The following is a 20,315-nucleotide window of genomic DNA, read 5'->3' on the forward strand; positions in this document are numbered from 1 at the left end:
TCAGCGCACCAGCAGGAAGCGGCCAGTGAGGGGTGGCAAGTCCACCGTCACGCTGCTGCCACCGATGGCCAGGCTCTCGCCGCTCTGCAGATCCACCAGGGCGCTGCCGCTGCGCAGCTTGCCGACCGGCACAGCGTAGCTCTGGGGCGTAGTGGAGACGTTGAGCAGGTAGACTACTTGCTCGCCCGCCGTCTGCTTGATGTCGCCATAGACGCTCCCCTCGGCCACCAGCTTGACCCGCTCCCCCTGATAGAGGGCCGGGTGGGCGGCGCGCAGGGCCAGCAGGTCGCTCAGCCACTGCTTGAGCTCGGCCTGCTCGCTGCTCGGCACGAAGCCGGTGACACCGGGGACCTTGCCATCGCTGCGGGCCACGTGATCATCGCAGAGCCCCTGGGCCGCACAGTCGCCCCCCACCTGACTGGCAAAACCAGGCACCTCGTCGCCAAACTCCTCGCCATAGTAGAAGGTAATGGGACCGGAGCGGGCGGCCATGAAGCTGAAGGCCGCCTTGTGGCGTTGCCAGTAGTCCGCCCCATTGAAGTTGCCCCGCTCCAGCAGATCGCCGAAGCGCACCAGATCGTGGTTGCCCAGCATCAGGTTGGGCATGGCGTGGTCCGGGTAGTTCTCCACCTTGTTCCAACTGGCGTCGAGCACGCTGGCCCCCTGCCCGCCCTTGCCGGACTCTTCCACCGCCAGCGCCTGTACCAGGCCGTAGCGCAGGGGGAAGTCGAACGCCGAAGAGAGCGCCGGGTTGTCGCTCGGGCCATAGGCCTGGGCGCGGATCTCGTCGGCGCCCTTCCACACTTCCCCCACCATGTAGCCGAGGGTGCCCCACTGCTGGCCGGCGGCCTTGCGCGCCGCGCTGGCCTGGGCCACCTCGCTGCGAATGGCGCGCCAGTCATCCAGCCCCAACTGATAAGCCTGATCGAGGCGCCAGCCGTCGATGCCGTACTGCTCGACCCAGTAACGGGCCACCTCCTTGAAGTAGGCCAGACTCTCGGGCTGGCCGTAATCCACCAGCTGACCCGGGTAGCCTGCGCCGCCGCTCTTGAGGGCAGGCAGCCGCCCCTCTGGTGATGGCTTGCTCACCCCCACCTTGTTGACGTGGCCGAACACCCCGTCGAGGAAGACATAGAGCCCGCGCTGGTGCGCCCCGTCCACCAGTTTTTTAAGCTGGGCGTTGCTGCCGAAGTTGGGATCCACGTTGAAGAAGTCGCAGGCGAAGTAACCGGTGGCATCCAGCCGGTCGTCCCCGGCCTGGCCGGCGCAGGAGTCAAACACCGGCGTGAGCCAGATGGCGTTGACGTTGAGGCTCTTGATGTGGTCGAGGCTGTCGATGATCCCCTGCAGATCGCCGTTGTGCCGGGAGGGGCCGTAGCCGACGCCGTAGTTGGCGCTGCCGTCGCCGTCGACGAAGGACTCCACCATCACCTGGTAGGTGCGCAGGTTGCAGGCTGGCTGATCATTGCCGTAGCAGGCGCGGCTGGCCGACGCGGGGGGCGGATTGACCACCGGGGGCTGGGGGTCACTGCTGCCACCGCCTCCCCCGCTGCCGCAAGCCGTCAGTAACAGGGCGGCCCCGATGAGGCCGCCACGACGCAACGTTCCTTGTTTCATTGTTATGTTCCCGCTGTGGTGGATGGGCGCCCAAAGCGCCGCACTGGGGTCATGATAACGACCTGACCGACGCGGGTCTGTGACTGAAAACGTTACCTGACTCAACGAGTTAGCATGTCAGAAGCGATGCATGTTGCGATCGGGGAAGGCGGCGCGCTCGTCGATGGGCAGGATCAGGTGGTAGACCTCGTGGGCCGCCAGGGTGAAGCCCGAGGGCCACGCCAGTTGATGGCGATCATCGATGAAGACACGGGCGAAGCGACGCTCGGTCTCCATGGCCGCAAACAGCGGCTGGCCGCGCCAGGGGGTGAGATCCAGCACGCCTGTGGTGCCGTCGGAGAGCACCACGAACAGAGACCAGCCCTGCATATATTCCACATCGATGAAGACCGGCATCCCTTCGGCTCCGATTGAGAAATCCGGCGCCATTATAGGCACGACCATTGTCTCGATGTGCCAGCAGGATCACAGTTTCCCCAGCGTTTTATGCTCTCTTCGAACCCTGCATCCCGTCACAAAAAAATCATAAAACGTGCCAGCTTCTCCATTTATACCTCACCCCCATGCAACCTTTGCCAGGCGCCACTGTCATACTCCTGCACCATAACAACAATGCGTCCGGGGACTGGGCGCAAACAGGTTTGCAGGAACAATATGACCACCATCAGACAATGGCTGGGACCGGTTTGGCCCATCGCCGTCTTTTCATTGATCGCGCTCATCTCCCTGACCGTCAGCCGCCTTGGCCTGGGGCTCTGGCAACTGGAACGGGTGGATGCCGTCTCTGGCTGGCAGGAGATGCTGCTGCAAGGCATTCGCGTCGACGTCGCCACCCTCTGCTGGGTCTGGGGCGTACCCGCCGTCTTGACCCAGTTGCTGGCCGGACCCCACGCGCCGGGGCGGCTCTGGATGCAGCTTATCCGGATCTGGCTCACCCTGGGGCTCTGGCTGATGCTCTTTCTCGAGATCTCCACTCCCGCCTTCGTCACCGAATACGGGGTGCGCCCCAACCGCCTCTATGTGGAGTACCTCATCTATCCGAAGGAGGTGCTCTCCATGCTGTGGGCTGGCCGCAAGGGCGAGCTGCTGCTGGCCGTGATCTTCAGCGGCGCCGTGCTGGGCGGTGGCTGGTGGCTGAGCGGCCGCCTGGTGCGTGACCTAAGCTTCCCCCGCTGGTACTGGCGCCCCGCCTTCGCCCTGCTGATCCTCGCCGTCGGCTTCCTCGGCGCCCGCTCCAGTCTCGGCCATCGCGCCCTGAATCCGGCCATGGTGGCCTTTGCCGACGATCCCCTGGTCAACGCCCTCACCGTCAACTCCGCCTACTCCCTCTTCTTTGCCATCAAGCAGATGGGGGCCGAGGAGGACGCCAGCCAGTTTTACGGCAAGATGGCTGACCATCAGGTACTCGACATAGTCCGCGAGGAGAGCGGTCGCCCTCTCGGCGATTTCACCTCTGCCGATCTGCCGAGCCAGACCTTCAACACGGCCAGCTACCAGGGCAAGCCCAAAAACCTGGTGATCCTGCTGCAAGAGAGCCTGGGGGCCCAGTTCGTCGGCTCCCTCGGCGGCCTGCCGCTCACCCCGAACATCGATGCCTTGTCGAAAGAGGGTTGGGCGTTCGAGCAGCTCTACGCCACCGGTACCCGTTCGGTACGCGGCATCGAGGCGGTGCTCACCGGCTTCACACCGACCCCGGCCCAGGCCGTGGTCAAGCTCGGCAAGAGCCAGACCAACTTCTTCACCATCGCCGACCTGCTCAAGCAGCGAGGCTATGACACCAGCTTCATCTATGGCGGCGAGAGCCACTTCGACAACATGCGCAGCTTCTTCCTCGGCAACGGCTTCACCACCATCGTCGAGCAGAAGGACTTCAAGAACCCGGTGTTCGAGGGATCCTGGGGCGCCTCGGATGAAGATCTGATGGCCAAGGCCAACGAGACCTTCGCGGCGCTGCACAAGGAGGGCAAACCCTTCTTCAGCCTGGTGTTCAGCTCCAGCAACCACGATCCCTTCGAGTTCCCCGACAACCGCATCGCCCTGTACGAGCAGCCCAAGCAGACCCGCAACAACGCCGCCAAGTACGCGGACTACGCCGTCGGCGAGTTCTTCAAGAAGGCCAGGGCATCGGACTACTGGCAGGACACCCTGTTCCTGGTCATCGCCGATCACGACAGCCGGGTCGGGGGAGCCAGCCTGGTGCCCATCCCCCGCTTCCACATCCCGGGGGTCATCCTGGGGGACGGCATTGCACCGAGAAAGGATCCCCGCATCGTCAGCCAGATCGACATGGCCCCGACCCTGCTCTCCCTCATGGGCATCAGTGCCGACTACCCCATGCTGGGCAAGGATCTCACCCGCATGCCCGCCGACTGGCCGGGGCGCGCCATCATGCAATACGACAAGAACTTCGCCCTGATGCGCGGCAAGGATGTGGTGATCCTGCAGCCCGAGCGGGCGCCGGAAGGCTTCATCTACGAGGATGCGACCGAGACGCTCACCCCGGCGCCGCAACCGGGCGCCATGAAGGATGCCGCCCTGGGGCTGGTCCTGTGGGGCAGCCTGGCCTATCAGCAGGGGCTCTACCGGACGGCGCAGGACAGCCGGCTGGCTCTCAACTGAGGAACCGCCCACAAAAAAACCGCCCTCGGGCGGTTTTTTCTTGCGGCTAGCCCCGTCAGGGGTGGGGGAAGCAGGGAAGCGAGCGGCTGAACCTGTGCTCGAACACCAGGGAGGTCTCGAGGTGCACCACCTCTTCCCGGGAGGTGAAGTGATCGAAGACGAAATTGCGCAGGTGTTCGGTATCGGAGACGCACAGGTGCACCAGGAAATCATCCTTGCCGCCCATGTGGAACAGGCTGATCACCTCGGGCAGGGCCAGGATGGCGTCGCGAAACGCATCGATGATCTGGCGGCTGTGACGGGCCAGTTGCAGGGAGACCATGGCCTGGATGTGACCGCCCAGGGCCTGGTAATCCACCTCGCAGTGCGCCCCCTTGAGCACGCCATCCTGCTGCAGCTTGCGCACCCGCTCCAGACAGGTGGACGGCGCCACCCCGACCAGGGCCGCCAAATCCTTGTTGGTCATGCCCGCATCGCGAAACAGATGGGCCAGGATGTCCAAGTCCAGTTGATCCAGGTTTCTCATCTTTACTCCTTGCATCGCTCGATTTTTTTAGACTCTGCCCGTAAACCGGGCCGAACACAACGCAGATTGACATCGCCTCCGGCCCCTCTATGCTGTGCCGCACCCGCGGGATGCCGATCCCGTTGACCCCGACCACCACGAGGAACCCCATGCTCAGTGCCCATCCCTTCTGGAGCCTGGACGTTCCACGGCTCGACGGCCAGCTCCTGCTCACCCCCTGCCCCGGCAGCCAGCAGGTCCCCATGGCCGACGCCCTTGCCCAGTTGCAGTTGGCCGGTGCCGGCGGGGTGCTGACCCTGATGACGGTGGAGGAGCTGGCCCTGTGCGGGCCCCTCTCTCTCGGGCAGCTGGTGCAGGCCAGAGGCATGAGCTGGTTCCATCTGCCCATTGCGGATGACGAGGCACCGGATGCCGCCTTCGAACAGGCCTGGCCCGGGGTGCAACCCCGACTGCTCGCCCTGCTACGCGAGGGACGGCACCTTGCCATTCACTGCCACGGAGGAAGCGGGCGTACCGGGCTGGCGGCCGCCCTGCTGCTGATGACCCAGGGGCTGCCCCAGCAGGAGGCCATGACCCTCATCCGGGCCAGACGGCCACGCGCCTTCACCCTGGCCTGCCACCGTCACTGGCTCGATACCCGTGGGCGGCGGCTGGCCGGAGCGGACTGATGGGCTCTATCCCTTGGGCTGCTGGTAGGTAAACACCTTGCCGATGTCTTCCACCTTGTAGCTGGTCAACTGGTAGACGTAATAGTTGAGCCAGTTGGAAAACAGCAGGTGACCGTGGCTGCGCCAGGTGGCGCGCGGGGTCTGGCTTGGGTCGTTGTTCGGGTAATAGTTGACCGGAATGACGGGGGTGAGCCCGGCCGCCAGATCCCGCCGGTATTCCCCATCCAGGGTCAGGGCGTCATATTCCGGATGGCCGGTGACGAACACCTGGCGACAATCCTTGGTGGCGGCCAGATAGACGCCCGCCTCTTCCGACTCGGCGAAGATCTGCAGATCGGTGTGGGCGCGGATGAGATCCCCGTCGAAGGCCGCATAACGGGAGTGGGGCGCCACGAATTCGTCATCGAAGCCGCGCAGCAGCGCCTCGTGCTCGTCGAGGCGGTGGTGGCGATAGACCCCGGAGAGCTTCTCGCCGTGGGTCTGCTTCTCCATGCCGTACAAGGCTTTCAGCGCCGCCTGCACCGCCCAGCAGAGGAAGAGGGTGGAGGTGACATGCTGATGGGACCACTCGATGATCTCGACGATGCGGGGCCAATAGACCACCTCCTCGAACTCCACCAGCCCGAGCGGCGCCCCCGTGATGATCATGCCGTCGTAGTTGTTGCCTCTCACCTGCTCGAAGTCGTGATAGAAGTTCTCCAGGTGCGCCTGGGGCGTGTTTTTCGACTCCCGATCGTCGATGCGCAACAGATCCACGTCCACCTGCAAGGGCGAGTTGGAGAGCATCCGCATCAGCTGGATCTCGGTTTCTATCTTCTTGGGCATCAGATTGAGGATGAGCACCCGCAGCGGGCGGATGTTCTGGGTGACGGCCCGGGATTCCGTCATCACGAAGATGTTCTCCTGCCCAAGCACTTCGGCGGCGGGCAACTGGTCCGGGATCTTGATCGGCATGCTGACTCCCTGTACTGCATCGGTAAATATGTCTGGACATCTAGAAGCCTATAATAAAGCGCTCCCGCTGTCATCAGATACCTTTTGTATTCACCCCGCCCTTTGACTAGCATACGGCTCAGTGTGTCCCTCGTGCCCAACCCCATGACAGGAATCAAGATCTCCGTAGAACGGCTGCAAGTCGGCAATTATGTCTCCCTGCCTTTGGGATGGCGTGAGCACCCGTTTCTGTTCTCCAGCTTCAAGCTCAAGAGCGAGGAGGAGATCGAGCTCATTCGTCGCCTTGGCCTCAAGCTGGTGACCATCATTCCCGACAAGAGCGACACGCCGCCCAAGCCCCTCGGCCAGACCCAGCCCCAGGCGGATGAGGTTGAAGGAGAGGGTCTCGTCGCCCGCCAGGAGGAGATGCAGCAGGAGAAACTGCGGCGCATCGAGCAGTTGCAGCGCTATCGCCGCGACCTGCAGCAGTGCGAGAAACAGTTCCGCCAATCCCTGGCCCAGGTGCGCAACCTGATGGGCAAGATCCAGTCCCGCCCCCTCAACGCCATCAGCGAGGCCCAGGAGCTGATCAACGCCATGACGGAGCAGCTCCTCTCGGTGGACGAGATGGTGCTGCACCTGGTCTCCGACAGCGATGATGGCAACAGCCTGCAGTTTCACTCCCTCAACGTCAGCGTGCTCAGCATGCTGCTCGCCCGGGAGTGCAAGTTGCCGGCCGAGGCGATCCGTCAGGTCGGCATGGGGGCCCTGTTCCACGACATCGGCAAGCTGAGGATCCCGAGCCAGATCCTGCGCAAGACGGAGCCGCTGACCAAGCCGGAGCAGAACCTGATGGCCCAGCATCCCCGCTACGGCCTGGAACTGCTGGGGCTGGTCAGCGATTTTCCGGAAGCAGCCAAGCAGATAGTGCAGAACCACCACGAGTACCTGGACGGCACCGGCCCCCAGGGGCTCAAGGGCGATCAGCTCGATCCCCTCACCCAGATCGTCTCCCTCATCAACGAGTACGACAACCTCTGCCACCTGGAGGCCAAGGTGCCCTACGCGGCCCTCGGCAGCCTCTACAAGCAGCGCAAGTCCCAGTTCAACGCCGATCACCTCGGCATGCTGATCCGGCTGATGGGGGTCTATCCCCCGGGTAGCGTGGTGCAGCTCTCCAACGGCCAGGTGGGGCTGGTGATGTCGGTCAACGCCTCCCGCCTGCTCTACCCCGCAGTGCTGGTATACGACCCCCGCATTCCGCGCCAGGAGGCGGCCATCATCGACCTCGACGCGGCCGGGCTGACCATCGCCAAGGTGATCCAGCCCAAACGCCTGCCCCCGGCGGTGTTCGAATACCTCAACCCCCGCACCCGGATCAGCTACTACTTCGAACACGGCAAGCCCTGAGAGGGCTGGCCCCACCCAAGGAGTCCCCATGCGCATCGAGATCATCAGCACAGGCGACGAGATAGTGACCGGCCTGGTGGTGGACACCAATGCCGCCTGGCTCAGCGCCCTCTTGCTGGAGCAGGGCTGGCAGGTGCGCCGCCGCGCCACCGTGGGGGACAACCTCGCGGATCTGACAGCCGTGCTGCAGGAGAGCGCCAACCGCGCCGAGGTGGTACTGGTGTGTGGAGGCCTCGGCCCCACGGCGGACGACCTCACCGCCCAGGCCGCGGCCGAGGCGTTTGACCAGCCCCTGACCCTGTTCCCGGACTGGCTCGCCACCATGGCCGAACGCTATGCCAGCCGGGGCCGCACCATGGCCCGGAGCAACACCAAGCAGGCCTGGCTGCCCCGGGACTGCGAGATCCTCGACAACCCGGTGGGCACCGCCTGCGGCTTTGTGGTCTGCCACCCGGCCAGCCACGGCCAGAGCCGGCTCTTCTTCACCCCGGGCGTGCCGTTCGAGTTCAAGCAGATGGTGCGCGAACAGATCATGCCCCGCCTCAAGGCGCTGGCCGGGGAAGAGACCGACACCGAGCTGCGCCGTTTCTACACCTTCGGCGTCTCGGAGTCCGCCCTCAGCGACATGCTGGATGCGGCCCCCTGGCCTGCCGGCATCGAGCTGGGCTACCGCTCCTCCATGCCCCTCATCGAGCTCAAGCTCATCGGCCACGGTGCCAGCACCGCCGACATCGACGCCGCCGAGGCGAGGCTGCTTGCGGCCATCGCCCCCTGGCTGGTGGGGCGTGGCAACGAGGCGCCTGCCAGCCAGATCCTGGCCCTGCTGGGGGAGCGGTCGCTGCACCTGCAGGAAGGGGAGAGCCGGGGCGCCCTGCTGACCATGTGTCACGGGTACCCGGCCCTGACCGCCGGCTTCAGCCACACCCTGAGCGACGATCTGACTCAACTGGCGGTGCCCGCCGCCCCCCTGAGCCTCACCATAGGCCGTGCCGGTCCGGACGGCGTGCCGCTGCTGCTCTGCGCCGACGGGCAACTGCACGGCCAGACGCTCAGGGTCAGCCACCCGGATCCCGCGAGCGGTCGCCGGATCCTCGCTTTCGCCGCCCTCGACATGCTGCGCCGCCACCTGCTGGGGCTGCCGGTGCTCGCCGACTACCTCACCCTGACCCGAACGGCCAGGTGCCAGGAGAGCGCCCGGGGCTAGAAGTGAGCCAAGCCTGCACCGCCATGGACCCAGTACCCGGCGAGCGCCAGGGTCAGCAGGCAGAAGGCCCTCTCGTAACCCCCGCCGCTCTTGAGGGGCAGGCCGGGCAGGCGAAAGCGCCGACGCCAGGGCCAGAGCAGGGGAATGCCCATGGGGGTAAGCCAGTCCCCCAGCAGATGGCTGAGATAGCCCACGATGAGGGCATCCTTCACCGCCCCCGACAGCAACCAGGGGGCTTCCACCTGGGCCAGCCCCCAGACCCCCATCCCCACCGCCAGCAGGCTGTGGGTGAAACCGCGATGGCCGAACAGCCGGGAGAGCGGCCCCGAGATCCAGGGCAGCTGCCGCCCGAGCAGGGAACGGGGGTGATCGAGATCCGGCAGCAGGGCGCTCGCCAGGGCCATGGGGACGATGTGCCACAGGCTGGCATCGGCCAGGGCCGGAGTCAGCCCGACCTTGTGGGCAAGCAGGACGCAGGTGACGGAAAACAGCAGGTGGCCTTGGGCGGTCATGGGGCTCGTTCGGTTGGACAGAAAAAGGGGCTGATCGGTGGCGACCAGGGTCCTCGCCCTGGGGCGGCGGCAGATTAAAATCCTTCTCTCCCTGCCTGGCAAGGTGATTTGCATCGCCACCCTGAACGTGATGGACACTCTGGATAGCGAAAGCATAAAACATCAGCATATTGCGCTAAAAAACTGCAATGGAGCCCATGGCATGGCCGGCTCTGCCCCCTCTCCCGTCAGCCGATATTTCCTCAACCCGGCTCACCCATTTGCATTCAGATCGTTGACCCGGAAGGAAAAATACCCGAATACTGCGCGTTGGATCCGCCCCGGCGGCATGGGATGCCGGCAAGGAGAGGCCCCGGCATGGGGCAAACCGGACAGGGACAACGAAGGAGGGCCCGGTGTTAAGCAAAGCGTGGTTTCAGCTGTCGGCCGACATGAGCTATGTCTGCCTGCGCATCACCCCGGGCCTCACCGAGCCCATCCAGGAAAGCGACGTCCTGGCCCTGCTGCGACTCTCCAACTGTCGGCGCTACGAACCCCTCGGCGAGGGGATCCGCGAAGCCGTCACCCTGCTCAACGCCCTCATCGCAGAGCCGGATGCCCCCGCGCATCCACCAGTCCCCATTGCCCGGCGCCAGGATGCCAGGCTGCTCATCCAGGTGGACAAGGACCAGATGAGCGCCAGGGCGCAGATCACCGCGGACTGGGGCGGCCAGCCCCTGACCCTGGCCCGGTTGCAGGAGGCCCTGGCGGCCAGCACGGTCAAGCAGGGGGTGAGCGAGCGACTGCTTGCCGCCGCCATCCAGGCAGCGGGTGAGGCGGCACCCGGTGCCCAGCTCAATCCCGTCATCGCCCTCGGCAAGGCCGCCAGGCACGGCCTGGATACCCGCCTGGAGCGGCTGGTGGAGACCGCAGCCGAGCGGATCCTCAAACCCCAGGAGCGGGATCACGGCAAGGTGGACATGCGCGACCTCGGCACCCTGCTCACCGTCAAGGCGGGGGCGTTGCTGATGCGCAGGCACCCCGCCACCCAGGGCATCGACGGCTTCACCGTGACGGGCCAGACCCTGACCGCCCGCCACGGCAAGGAGAGCGCCATGACGCCGGGTGACGGCACCTGCCTCTCCCCCGAGGATCCGGACCTGCTGCTGGCGACCCGCCCGGGGCTCCCCTGTCAGGAGCGTGCCGGGATGCGGGTCGACGAGGTGCTCAACGTCAAGCAGGTCGACATCCGCCACGGCCACGTCGAGTTCGAGGGATCGCTGCTGGTCACCGGGGACGTCATGCCCGGCATGCGCGTCAAGACCAGCGGGGACGTGGTGATCGGCGGCTTCGTCGAGGGCGGCTACATCGAATCCGGCGGCACCATCACGGTGCGCAACGGCATCATAGGGCGCAAGCTGGCGGACGACGAATACCTCTGCCACCTCAACGCCGGGGGGGAGATCCACGCCAGCTATGCCCAGTACGCCAGGCTGGAGGCCGATGGCGACATCCATATCCTGAGCCAGCTCAGTCACTGCTATTGCCGCAGCGGCCAGGATCTCAAGGTGGGGGACAGCGCCATGCGCAAGGGGCACCTCATCGGCGGCATCAACATCGCCAACCGGCTCATCATGGCCCCGGTGCTCGGAGCCTCGGCGGCCAACCGGACCCGGTTGCAGATCCTCGGTGGCTATTTCAGCCAGAAGGAGCAGGAGCTGGCGCTGCGCCAGCGCAAACAGACCTGCGCCGAGCAGATAGACAAGCTGCAGGATCTCATCCTGCGGCTGCTGCAACTGCCCCGTGACAAGCGCAATCCCGAGACCCTGCAGAAGATCAAGGCGCTGCGCACCCGCCAGTTCGACGAGAGCAAGAGCCTGGACGAGCAGCTCGCCGAGGCGCAGCGGGAGCTGCAGGCGCTCATGGCCAACATGGACATCATCGCCACCCAGCGCCTCTTCCCCGGCGTCGAGGTGGAGATGGCCCATCACCACAACAGGGTCGACATCGAGCACGGCCCCATCCACTTCGCCATCCGGGAAGATCAGCTGCAACTGACCCCCTACCAGGGCCAGCGCTGAGGGGCAACGTGCCCCCGCTTCGGCAGGCGGCGTGATCCCGGCGGCGATTTTCGCTACACTCGGCCTCCCCATGGCCCCATCGGGCGGGCCGGCCAGACTCAGGTAGTGAGAAGATGTACAAGCTGATCGCATTGGATATGGATGGCACCCTGCTGACCCCAGAGGGCCGAATCTCCCCCCGCACCCAGGCCGCCATCGCGGCAGCCCGCGCCAGGGGCGTGACCGTGGTGCTGGCCTCCGGCCGCCCGCTGGAAGGCATGACCGCCGCCCTGACCGAGCTGGGCCTCACCGGCCAGGATGACTACGTCATCTGTTACAACGGCGCCCTGGTGCAGCAGGTATCCGAGCAACGCATCATCCGCAGCCAGTTGCTGACCGGCAGCGATGCCCGTGCCATCGCCCACCTGGCCTGTGAGCTGGGGGTGAACATCCACGGCTTCTCCGTCCGCCAGGGGCTCATCAGCCCCAGGATCAGCCCCTACACCGAGCACGAATCCCGCCTCATCGGTCAACCCATCAACCTGGTGGACTTCGCCACCCTGCCCGACGACGAGCAGATCATGAAGGTGATGATGATTGACCCAGAGCCCCTGCTCTCCCGTGCCATCGCCCAGCTGCCCACCGAACTCCACGAGCGCTATACCGTGGTGCGCAGCGCCCCCTATTTCCTCGAGTTCATGAACAAGTGCAGCAACAAGGGCACCGGCGTCGCCGCCCTGGCCGAGCACCTGGGGCTGGATGCCTCCCAGGTGATCGCGGTGGGAGATGCGGGCAACGATCACCACATGATCGCCTACGCCGGACTCGGGGTCGCCATGGGCAACGCCACCGACGAGATCAAGGCGCTGGCACAGCACACCACGGGGCGCAACGATGAAGACGGGGTCGCCCAAGTGATCGAACGTTTCATCCTGAACGCCTGAGTCGACAAGGGGCCCTGTGGGCCCCTTCTGCTATCCGGCCGCCCGGCCAGATGTTTAATATATCCACCATCAAATCGCTCGCCGCACCAGGCATCCCCCCTCAAGTCCCTTTAAATGGGACTCACAGCCGTATCTCGACATCAATGGTTAACATAATTGCATCATTTTGTTTGACATATTGAACGGCCTTGGCAGACTGGAGACAGGATCCAGGCTGTCGTTGCCAAGGCTGACCGACGATTCTGGCACGCTGGCGCGACCCTGATCCCATGACCATGCCTTGAGGCATGCCCTTGCGAGCCGAGGCGGCAAGGGCCTTCCCAAGGCGCAGGATGAGACCGCCAAGGATAGCCAAGGTGACCTATGCCCAACCCCAGTGCCCATAACAAACCCGTCGTGCTGATGACCATGGGGGCCCAGGCCCGCAGTGGCCACGCCTACCAGGTCATGACCCACAAATACATCAAGCCTCTGGTGGAGATCAGCGGCTGCGTGCCGCTGCTGGTGCCCACCTGCTGTGGCACCGAGGATCTGGAGCAGTATCTGGACCTCGCCGACGGGGTCTATCTGAGCGGTGCTGGCTCCAACATCGATCCTGCCCTCTATGGCCAGGAGAACCTCACCCCGGAGAAGCCCCAGGACAGGGACAGGGATCTGTTCGATATTCCCCTGGTGCGCGCCGCCCTCGACCGTGGCCTGCCGATCCTCGGGATCTGCCGCGGCATGCAGGAGATCAACGTGGCCCTGGGAGGCGACATTCACCAGAAGGTCTATTGCGAGCCGGGTTATGACGATCATCGGGAGGATGCGGATGACCCGGTGGACGAGCAGTATGGCGAGAGCCATCAGGTCGAGCTGGTGCCCGGTACCTGGCTGGCCGAGCTGATGGGGCAGCCGTCGATTCCGGTCAACTCCCTCCACGGGCAGGGGATCAAGACGCTGGCCAAGGGGCTGGCCCCCCTGGCCCATGCCGAAGACGGGCTGATCGAGGCGATCCACGCTCCCGCCCTCTCCCCCTTCCTGCTGGCGGTGCAGTGGCACCCGGAGTGGAAGGCCAGCGAGAACCCCCACTCCATCAAGCTCTTCACCGCCTTTGGCGACGCCTGCCGCCGGTTCAGGCAGCAGGTCGGCTAGTCGCCGACCCCTTGCCCTTGAGCCTGGGGAGGGCCTCGTACATCGGGGGCTGCCCAGAGGCATCCGACGTGACGGGCCTGTGCCCCCCCCACGCCATCAAGCTGTCCACTGCCTTCGGCGACGCCTCCTGCCCGCTCAGGCAGCAGACGGGCTAGTCGCCAAATCCCTTGCCCTTGAGCTTGGGCAGGGCCCCGCGATCAGGGCGCAGGGTTCGGCAGACATCCAGCCCCTTGAGGCCCCGCTGGATATGGTCCGGGGCCTGCCCGAGCACCATGCCGTTGCCGCGATAGAGACGGGCATCCTCCAGCTCGAACAGCTCGCCACCGATGAGCAGTTGCTCCCGGCCATTCACCACCTTGCCCCGTTTCAGGGGCAGGGTCATGTCCACCTGGATCTCGCCGGTGGCACACCCCTCGCGCCAGCGCGCCTCGTTGGAAAACGGGGAAATGGCGATCTCCCGCCAGGATCCGTCCCTGAACTCCATCCGGTAACGGTCTTGCACCAGATCGCATCCCGCCAGCATCACGGGGATCGCCAGCCAGATGACACCCTTCATTCCCTTCACGCCCTTGCTCCCTTGTTGTTATTGCCAGATATAGATCACGGAATCTGTCCCTCATCCCCAGCTCAGAGCAGCAGGGCGGCCAGATCCTGCAGCTGCCCCAGCTCCACATCCGGCAGCAGCGACAGCGACTGCCAGGACTGACCGCTCTCGTTGAGCCAGGCGGCCCGAAAGCCGTGCAGCCTGGCACCCAGCACGTCGGTCACCGGGTGATCCCCCACATGGAGGATGCGGCCGGGGGCCAGCCCCAGGACCTCTTGCACCTGCACGAACATGTCGGGCGCCGGTTTCATTCTGGCTCCCGCTCCCGCCTTGCAGACCAGGGTGAAGTAGCCAGCCAGGCCCGCCTGCTCCAGATCCAGGTTGCCGTTGGTGATCACCGCCAGCGGGTAGCGCGCCGCCAGACGAGCCAGCAGGGCGTGAGTCGCCTCGCTCACCTCTATCTTCGAGCGCTCGGCCATGAAGCCGGTGAACACCACCCTGGCCTGCTGCTCCGCCAGCCCGGGCTCCATGCCCCCCTGCACCAGGGCCTCGCGAATGCCCCGCTGGCGCGCCAGGCTGACGTCGTGGCTCAGCGCCGGGTGGTCCAGCAGCAACTGGCGCTTGAGCGCGAGCCAGCGCGGCTTGTCCAGCATGGCGGTAGCCAGGTATTCGCTGCGCAGGTGGTCCAGCATCCACTGTTCCGCCCGCGCGATGGCGGGGCCGTTGTCATAGAGGGTGTCGTCCAGATCGAACGAGATGGCGGCCACCGGCTGCCAGCGACGGTAAAACTGCATGGCTGTTCCTCTTTACTCCTCATCCTCTGGCGTTGCGGGCTCCCGCCTGACCGGGGCGACGTGGAGATTGTCATCCCCGCAGATCGCACACCACATCACTCATCCTCCGGCGTTTCCGGATCCCGCTTCGCTCGCGGGTGGGCACTGTCATATACCTTGGCCAGATGCTGGAAGTCGAGGTGGGTATAGATCTGGGTGGTGGAGAGATCCGCATGCCCCAGCAGCTCCTGCACCGCCCGCAGATCGCCGGAGGATTCCAGCATGTGGGTGGCGAAGCTGTGGCGCAGCTTGTGGGGGTGCACGTGGGCATTGAGAGCCTGCTTGTTGCCCCAGCCGTCGAGCCGCTCCTGTACCGAGCGGGCCGAGAGCCGCTGCCTGCGCTTGGAGACGAACAATGCCTCCCCCTCGTCACCGGCCAGCAGGGGGCGTACCTTGAGCCACTTGTGCAACCACTCCACCGCCATCCGCCCGATGGGCAGCACCCGCTCCCGCGAGCCCTTGCCGATCACTCTGAGCTGGCGCTCCTCGAGCTTCACGTCCGCGAGGTTGAGCCCCACCAGCTCGGCAAGGCGCAGGCCGGAGGAGTACATCAGCTCCATGATGGCGCGATCCCGCACCGCCAGCGGATCCTGCTCGTCGGTGATGTTGAGCAGCTGGTACATCTCGTCCACGTCCAGGTTCTTGGGCAGGGGCCGCCCCTGCTTGGGGGTGACGATGCCCCGCGCCGGGTTGGCGGTGAGCCGCCCCTGGCGCACCTGCCAGTCGCAGAAGCTGCGCAGGGCCGACACCTTGGTGGCAAGGGAACGGGGCGCCAACCCCCCCTTGTGCATCCGGGTCACCAGGCTGCGCACCTGGCTCGCCTCGAGCCGGGCCCAGTCGTCGACCCCGAGCTTCACCAGCTCGGCGGTCATGGCTTCCAGATGAGCCTGATAGTTGCTGCGGGTGTGGGGGCTGAGCTGGCGCTCGACCCTCAGGTATTCGATAAAGGCGTCCAGCTCCCCCGCCAGTGCGACCGGCAGGGGGTCGGCGGCAGGGGGCACCTTGGCAGGGGATCGGGTCGTTGCCTTAGCCACGGGCCAGCTCGGGCAGACGCAGCTGCAGCAGACGCCCCAGCTGACCCAGCAGCAGGGTGTCGTTGTGAGGGGTGAAGTGGCTGGGATCCGAGCTCGCGAAGGCCAGCACGCCGAGCTCCCCGAGCCGCATCAGGGCCACCGAGTTGACCAGCACATCATTGCCAAACAGCGCCTGCTTCTCGCTCTGGTTGAGGCGACCGAAATAGTAGTCCGTGCCGGGCAGGCGCTGCCCCAGCAGTTGTTCGAGCTGTTTGCCCTGCGCCAGGAAACGCTGCTCGGGGCCGCTCAGCTGGAAATGCCTGGGATTGAGCCAGAGCCGCAGGCCGGTGAGTCGCAGCCGCTGGACGAAGGCCTTGCCCATCACGGCGCTCAGCTCGAACAGGGTCTGGCAGCCGTAGATCTCCCCGTAGAGATCCGCATAGACCCGGAAGATCCGCTCGTTCTCGCTGGCGACCCCCATCAGTTCGGTGATCTCCTGCTCCAGCTGCTCGATGCGCTCCCGCTGTCTGTCCAGCTGGCGCTCCACCAGGGAGATGGTGCCCTTTTGCGCATGGGGAATGCGGATCTTGTCCAGCATGGCCCCGTGACGCAGGAAAAACTCGGGATAACGGGCCAGGTACTCCAGCACTGTGGCTTCATCCACCAGTGATTCCTGCCGTTTGAGTTCGCTCATAACTTGGTTGATCCATCCGAAAAAGGGGCCAAGGGCCCCGATATGATCCGTTGATGGAGCGGGATCACCCGCTCCTTGTCTACAACTCTATCTGGCCGTCAAAGACGTGCTCGGCCGGCCCCGTCATGTAGACGGGCTGACCCGGTCCCTTCCAGGCGATGGTCAGCTTGCCACCCGGCAGGGTGACGGTGACCCGCTCCTTGAGCTTGCCCTGGCTGATGCCTATCACCACGGCCGCACAGGCCCCGGTCCCGCAGGCCAGGGTCTCCCCCACCCCGCGCTCGAAGACCCGCAGCTTGATCTCGCTGGCGTTGACCATCTCCATGAAGCCGACGTTGACCCGCTCGGGGAAGCGCTCGTGGCGCTCCATGATGGGTCCCAGGGTCTCCACCGGCGCATCGGCCACCGAGGGCACCTCGATGACGCAGTGAGGGTTGCCCATGGAGACGGCGCCGCACATCACGGTGTGATCCTGGGCCCGCAGCAGATACGTCTTCTCCGCCTTCTGGGCACGGAACGGGATCTTGCCCGGCTCGAACTGGGGCACCCCCATGTTGACCGTGACCTGATTCTCCCCTTCCAGCTGCAGGGTGATGCGGCCCCGGGCGGTACTGACCGCGATGCGATCCCGGTTGACCAGCCCCTTGAGACGCACGAAACGGGCGAAGCAACGGGCCCCGTTGCCGCACTGTTCCACCTCGCTGCCGTCGGCATTGAAGATGCGGTAATGGAAGTCGAGCTCGGGGTCATAGGGCGGCTCCACCAGCAACAGCTGGTCGAAGCCGATACCGAAGTGACGATCCGCCAGCTTCTTGATGATGTCGTTGCTGAAGAACACCTTCTGGGTGACGCCATCCACCACCATGAAGTCGTTACCGAGGCCGTGCATTTTGGAAAACTCAATCAACATCGCGCGTTCCTGTCTCACCGTTAATCACGCTCTCACATGGAGGAACGCTGAAAATCCATCCATCACGGCAGCAGGTGCTCGCCACGCCAGAGATCCGCCAACTGCTCCCGCTCACGGATGAGGTGCGCCTGGTCACCGTCGACCAGCACCTCGGCCGCACGGGGTCGGGTGTTGTAGTTGGAGGACATGGTAAAGCCGTAGGCGCCAGCGGAACGCACCGCCAGCAGGGAGCCCTCGGCAATCGCCAGGGTACGCTCCTTGCCGAGGAAGTCGCCGGTCTCGCACACCGGGCCCACCACGTCATAGAGTGCCTTCTCGTGGGTCGCGCGGCTGTCCACCTCGATGATGTTCATCCAGGCGCCGTAGAGGGAGGGGCGCAGCAGATCGTTCATACCGGCGTCGATCAGGGCGAAGTTGCGGGTCTCGCCGGGTTTGAGGAACTCGACCCGGGTCAACAGCACACCGGCGTTGGCGACGATGGCGCGGCCCGGTTCGAACAAGAGGGTCAGATCCCGGCCCGCCAGCTTCTGCTTGAGCGCCTCGGCATACTCGGTGGGGTGCGGCGGCTGCTCGGCGCCGTAGTTGACCCCCAGACCGCCGCCCACGTCCAGGTGATGGATGTGGATGCCTTCCGCCGCCAGCTCGTCGATGAGCTTGAGCAGCTTGTCCGCCGCCTCCATAAAGGGATTCAATTCAGTGAGTTGCGAGCCGATGTGGCAATCCACCCCCTTGATCTCGATGTGGGCCATGGCCGCTGCCTTGCGGTAGATGGCGGGCGCCTGTTCGATGGGGATGCCGAACTTGTTCTGCTTGAGGCCGGTGGAGATATAGGGGTGCGTGCCTGCGTCGATGTCCGGGTTGACCCGCACCGAGACCCGCGCCTTCTTGCCCATGCTGCCTGCGACCCGGTTCAGGCGCTCCAGCTCGGCTTCGGACTCCAGGTTGAAGCAGAGGATCTCTTTTTCCAGCGCAAGGCGCATCTCGGCTTCGCTCTTGGCGACGCCGGAGAAGACCACCTTGGCCGGATCACCGCCCGCCGCCAGCACCCGGGACAGCTCGCCGCCGGAGACGATGTCAAAGCCCGAACCGAGGCGTGCCAGCAGATTGAGCAGGGCCAGGTTGGAGTTGGCCTTGACCGCATAGCAGATCAGGTGGGGAATGTCGCCAGCCGCCTGGTCGAAGGCATGCCAGTGGCGTTCCAGGGTGGCGCGGGAGTAGACATAGAGCGGAGTGCCGTACTGGTCGGCAAGCTGTTGCAGGGGAAGCTGTTCGGCCTGAAGCTGACCGTCTGCGTCGTAGTTAAAGTGATCCAAGGGGGCGGTTCCTTCCTAAATTATTGCGGCGCGGCCTCTGAGGCCGGTGTAGCGGTCGCAGGCGAGGCGGCTTGCGGTGTACTCTCTGTCTTGGGCTGTGTCTGCTCTGCAGGTGCGGGCTGTTCGGCCGGCGGCATGTAGAGCGGCCCCGTCAGGCCACAGGCGGCCAACCCGAGCGACAGCGACGCGGCAAACAGGCACTTGGTGAACTGGGTAATCATAATGGTTCGCTGCGAAAAAATTTTTGGCCCTCTATAATCGCACTCACATTGTTAAAAGCAACAGGATAAACCGATGAAGGATCACGAGTATCACGCCCTGACCGACGCCTTTTTCCAGTATGTGGAAGACACCATCGACGAGGGGTATCCGGATATCGACTGCGAACGCGCAGGCGGGGTGCTGACCTTGAGCTTCGAGAACAAGACCAAGGTCATCATCAACAAGCAGGAGCCCCTGCACCAGATCTGGGTCGCCACCCGGGAGAACGGCTTCCACTTCGAGCTGCGCGGTGACAGCTGGATCGACAACCGCTTCGGCGACGAGCTCAAGGCCCTGCTGACCCGGGCCTGCACCACCCAGGCCGGCGAGCCCGTGGTCTTCTCATGACGGATCTGCATCCCGAAGGTGCCCGCCATGCGGTGATCTGGCTGCACGGGCTGGGGGACTCCGGCGCCGGCCTCGCCCCCCTGGTGGAGGCGCTGGCCCTGCCCGCCGACCTGCCCGTCCGCCATCTGCTGCCGGATGCGCCCGAGCGTCCCATCACCATCAACATGGGCTACCGGATGCGCGGCTGGTACGACATCAAGAGCTTCGAGGATCCGGCGGATCGCGCCGTGGAGTCCCATGTCAGGGAGTCAGCGGCCCGTATCGCCTCGCTGATTGAACAGTTGGTGGCCGAGGGTTTCGCCCCCGAGCGCATCGTGCTGGCCGGCTTCTCCCAGGGGGGCGTCATCGCCTCCTTCACCGCCCTGCGCCATCCGGTGCCACTGGCAGGCCTGCTCTGCATGTCCACCTACCTGGCGGTACCCGATGCCCTGCCCGGCGAGATGAGCGAGGCGGCCCGCGCCCTGCCCATCTGCTACATGCACGGCATCTATGACGACGTGGTGAACCTCTCCATGGGCTGGGACGCCAAGAACCGGCTGGAAGCGGTGGGACTCAGCCCCGAGTGGCACGAATACCCCATGCGCCACGAGATCTGCCGCCCCCAGCTGGGCGACATTCGCAGCTGGTTGCTGGCCCGCCTCGGTGCCTGATTGTCGGATCACGGGTAAGACAACGGCCTGCATCAGCAGGCCGTTTGCTTTCATCCCTGACGGCGATGCTCGACGGCATCCCCCACTGGCCGCGGCCCCCTCCACACCAGATTCCCGCACCACGGATACGACAACGGCCTGCA

21 protein-coding genes are annotated in these 20,315 nt (G+C 65.1%); 9 read left to right on the forward strand and 12 right to left on the reverse strand.

Annotated elements, in window-relative coordinates; genetic code table 11:
* Positions 1-1,617 (reverse strand): alpha-amylase family protein, encoded by a 1,617-nt coding sequence (locus tag C2U30_RS11860; RefSeq protein WP_103243821.1) that lies wholly within the window; start codon positions 1,615-1,617, stop codon positions 1-3.
* A 117-nt stretch (positions 1,618-1,734) separates the two neighbouring features.
* A complete protein-coding gene (locus C2U30_RS11865; RefSeq protein ID WP_039039795.1) occupies positions 1,735-2,013 on the reverse strand; it encodes a DUF2442 domain-containing protein in 279 nt (92 codons plus the stop codon).
* 258 nt (positions 2,014-2,271) lie between these two features.
* Here C2U30_RS11865 and C2U30_RS11870 point away from each other — a divergent pair, with 258 nt between their 5' ends.
* The gene (locus C2U30_RS11870; protein ID WP_103243822.1) at positions 2,272-4,236 is read left to right on the forward strand and encodes an LTA synthase family protein; all 1,965 of its coding nucleotides are present in this window, start codon (positions 2,272-2,274) and stop codon (positions 4,234-4,236) included.
* A gap of 55 nt (positions 4,237-4,291) precedes the next feature.
* On the opposite strand, the gene C2U30_RS11875 is transcribed toward C2U30_RS11870, so the two are convergent.
* On the reverse strand, positions 4,292-4,762 hold the full coding sequence (locus tag C2U30_RS11875) for an Lrp/AsnC family transcriptional regulator (RefSeq protein WP_010672715.1): 471 nt from the start codon (positions 4,760-4,762) through the stop codon (positions 4,292-4,294).
* A 149-nt stretch (positions 4,763-4,911) separates the two neighbouring features.
* Here C2U30_RS11875 and C2U30_RS11880 point away from each other — a divergent pair, with 149 nt between their 5' ends.
* Complete coding sequence (locus tag C2U30_RS11880; protein ID WP_010672714.1) at positions 4,912-5,430, forward strand: phosphatase domain-containing protein; 519 nt, start codon at positions 4,912-4,914, stop codon at positions 5,428-5,430.
* A 6-nt stretch (positions 5,431-5,436) separates the two neighbouring features.
* Here C2U30_RS11880 and metA read toward each other — a convergent pair whose 3' ends face one another.
* Entirely contained in the window at positions 5,437-6,384 is a 948-nt protein-coding gene (gene metA / locus C2U30_RS11885) for a homoserine O-acetyltransferase MetA (RefSeq protein ID WP_010672713.1), read from the reverse strand.
* A 144-nt stretch (positions 6,385-6,528) separates the two neighbouring features.
* Here metA and C2U30_RS11890 point away from each other — a divergent pair, with 144 nt between their 5' ends.
* Complete coding sequence (locus C2U30_RS11890) at positions 6,529-7,773, forward strand: HD-GYP domain-containing protein (RefSeq protein ID WP_029313584.1); 1,245 nt, start codon at positions 6,529-6,531, stop codon at positions 7,771-7,773.
* 28 nt (positions 7,774-7,801) lie between these two features.
* Positions 7,802-8,977 (forward strand): competence/damage-inducible protein A, encoded by a 1,176-nt coding sequence (locus C2U30_RS11895; RefSeq protein ID WP_103243823.1) that lies wholly within the window; start codon positions 7,802-7,804, stop codon positions 8,975-8,977.
* Here the strand turns inward: C2U30_RS11895 and C2U30_RS11900 are convergent.
* Positions 8,974-9,489, reverse strand: a complete 516-nt coding sequence (locus C2U30_RS11900; protein ID WP_041214350.1) for a metal-dependent hydrolase — start codon at positions 9,487-9,489, stop codon at positions 8,974-8,976. The genes C2U30_RS11895 and C2U30_RS11900 overlap by 4 nt on opposite strands.
* A 395-nt stretch (positions 9,490-9,884) precedes the next feature.
* Here C2U30_RS11900 and C2U30_RS11905 point away from each other — a divergent pair, with 395 nt between their 5' ends.
* The 3 genes from C2U30_RS11905 to C2U30_RS11915 all read left to right on the forward strand — a co-directional run bounded on the left by C2U30_RS11905 (position 9,885) and on the right by C2U30_RS11915 (position 13,606).
* Entirely contained in the window at positions 9,885-11,549 is a 1,665-nt protein-coding gene (locus C2U30_RS11905) for a DUF342 domain-containing protein (protein WP_042864529.1), read from the forward strand.
* A 113-nt stretch (positions 11,550-11,662) separates the two neighbouring features.
* Entirely contained in the window at positions 11,663-12,472 is an 810-nt protein-coding gene (gene yidA, locus C2U30_RS11910; RefSeq protein ID WP_103243824.1) for a sugar-phosphatase, read from the forward strand.
* A gap of 363 nt (positions 12,473-12,835) precedes the next feature.
* Positions 12,836-13,606 carry a gamma-glutamyl-gamma-aminobutyrate hydrolase family protein gene (locus tag C2U30_RS11915; RefSeq protein ID WP_039039802.1) on the forward strand — a complete coding sequence of 257 codons (771 nt, stop codon included), beginning with the start codon at positions 12,836-12,838 and terminating at the stop codon, positions 13,604-13,606.
* Between the two features lie 151 nt (positions 13,607-13,757).
* On the opposite strand, the gene C2U30_RS11920 is transcribed toward C2U30_RS11915, so the two are convergent.
* The 7 genes from C2U30_RS11920 to lptM all read right to left on the reverse strand — a co-directional run bounded on the left by C2U30_RS11920 (position 13,758) and on the right by lptM (position 19,134).
* Positions 13,758-14,162, reverse strand: a complete 405-nt coding sequence (locus C2U30_RS11920; RefSeq protein WP_043154050.1) for a hypothetical protein — start codon at positions 14,160-14,162, stop codon at positions 13,758-13,760.
* 71 nt (positions 14,163-14,233) lie between these two features.
* Positions 14,234-14,944 carry an HAD-IA family hydrolase gene (locus C2U30_RS11925; RefSeq protein WP_103243825.1) on the reverse strand — a complete coding sequence of 237 codons (711 nt, stop codon included), beginning with the start codon at positions 14,942-14,944 and terminating at the stop codon, positions 14,234-14,236.
* Between the two features lie 95 nt (positions 14,945-15,039).
* Positions 15,040-16,017: a tyrosine recombinase XerC gene (gene xerC / locus C2U30_RS11930; protein ID WP_103243826.1), complete on the reverse strand. Its 978-nt coding sequence runs from the start codon at positions 16,015-16,017 to the stop codon at positions 15,040-15,042.
* The gene (locus tag C2U30_RS11935) at positions 16,010-16,690 is read right to left on the reverse strand and encodes a DUF484 family protein (protein WP_010672702.1); all 681 of its coding nucleotides are present in this window, start codon (positions 16,688-16,690) and stop codon (positions 16,010-16,012) included. Before C2U30_RS11935 ends, xerC begins: the two co-directional genes overlap by 8 nt.
* A 79-nt stretch (positions 16,691-16,769) precedes the next feature.
* Positions 16,770-17,600 (reverse strand): diaminopimelate epimerase, encoded by an 831-nt coding sequence (dapF, locus tag C2U30_RS11940; RefSeq protein WP_029313578.1) that lies wholly within the window; start codon positions 17,598-17,600, stop codon positions 16,770-16,772.
* 62 nt (positions 17,601-17,662) lie between these two features.
* Positions 17,663-18,913 carry a diaminopimelate decarboxylase gene (gene lysA / locus C2U30_RS11945; RefSeq protein WP_039039806.1) on the reverse strand — a complete coding sequence of 417 codons (1,251 nt, stop codon included), beginning with the start codon at positions 18,911-18,913 and terminating at the stop codon, positions 17,663-17,665.
* 20 nt (positions 18,914-18,933) lie between these two features.
* Entirely contained in the window at positions 18,934-19,134 is a 201-nt protein-coding gene (gene lptM / locus C2U30_RS11950; protein WP_010672699.1) for an LPS translocon maturation chaperone LptM, read from the reverse strand.
* Positions 19,135-19,207: 73 nt separating this feature from the next.
* On the opposite strand from lptM, the gene cyaY reads away from it, so the two are divergent.
* Together cyaY and C2U30_RS11960 are read left to right on the forward strand one after the other, a co-directional pair.
* Positions 19,208-19,522 (forward strand): iron donor protein CyaY, encoded by a 315-nt coding sequence (cyaY, locus tag C2U30_RS11955; protein ID WP_010672698.1) that lies wholly within the window; start codon positions 19,208-19,210, stop codon positions 19,520-19,522.
* On the forward strand, positions 19,519-20,172 hold the full coding sequence (locus C2U30_RS11960) for an alpha/beta hydrolase (RefSeq protein ID WP_103243827.1): 654 nt from the start codon (positions 19,519-19,521) through the stop codon (positions 20,170-20,172). Before cyaY ends, C2U30_RS11960 begins: the two co-directional genes overlap by 4 nt.
* Positions 20,173-20,315: the final 143 nt, after the last annotated feature.

The organism is Aeromonas sp. ASNIH5, assembly GCF_002902865.1.
GTDB lineage: Bacteria > Pseudomonadota > Gammaproteobacteria > Enterobacterales > Aeromonadaceae > Aeromonas > Aeromonas caviae.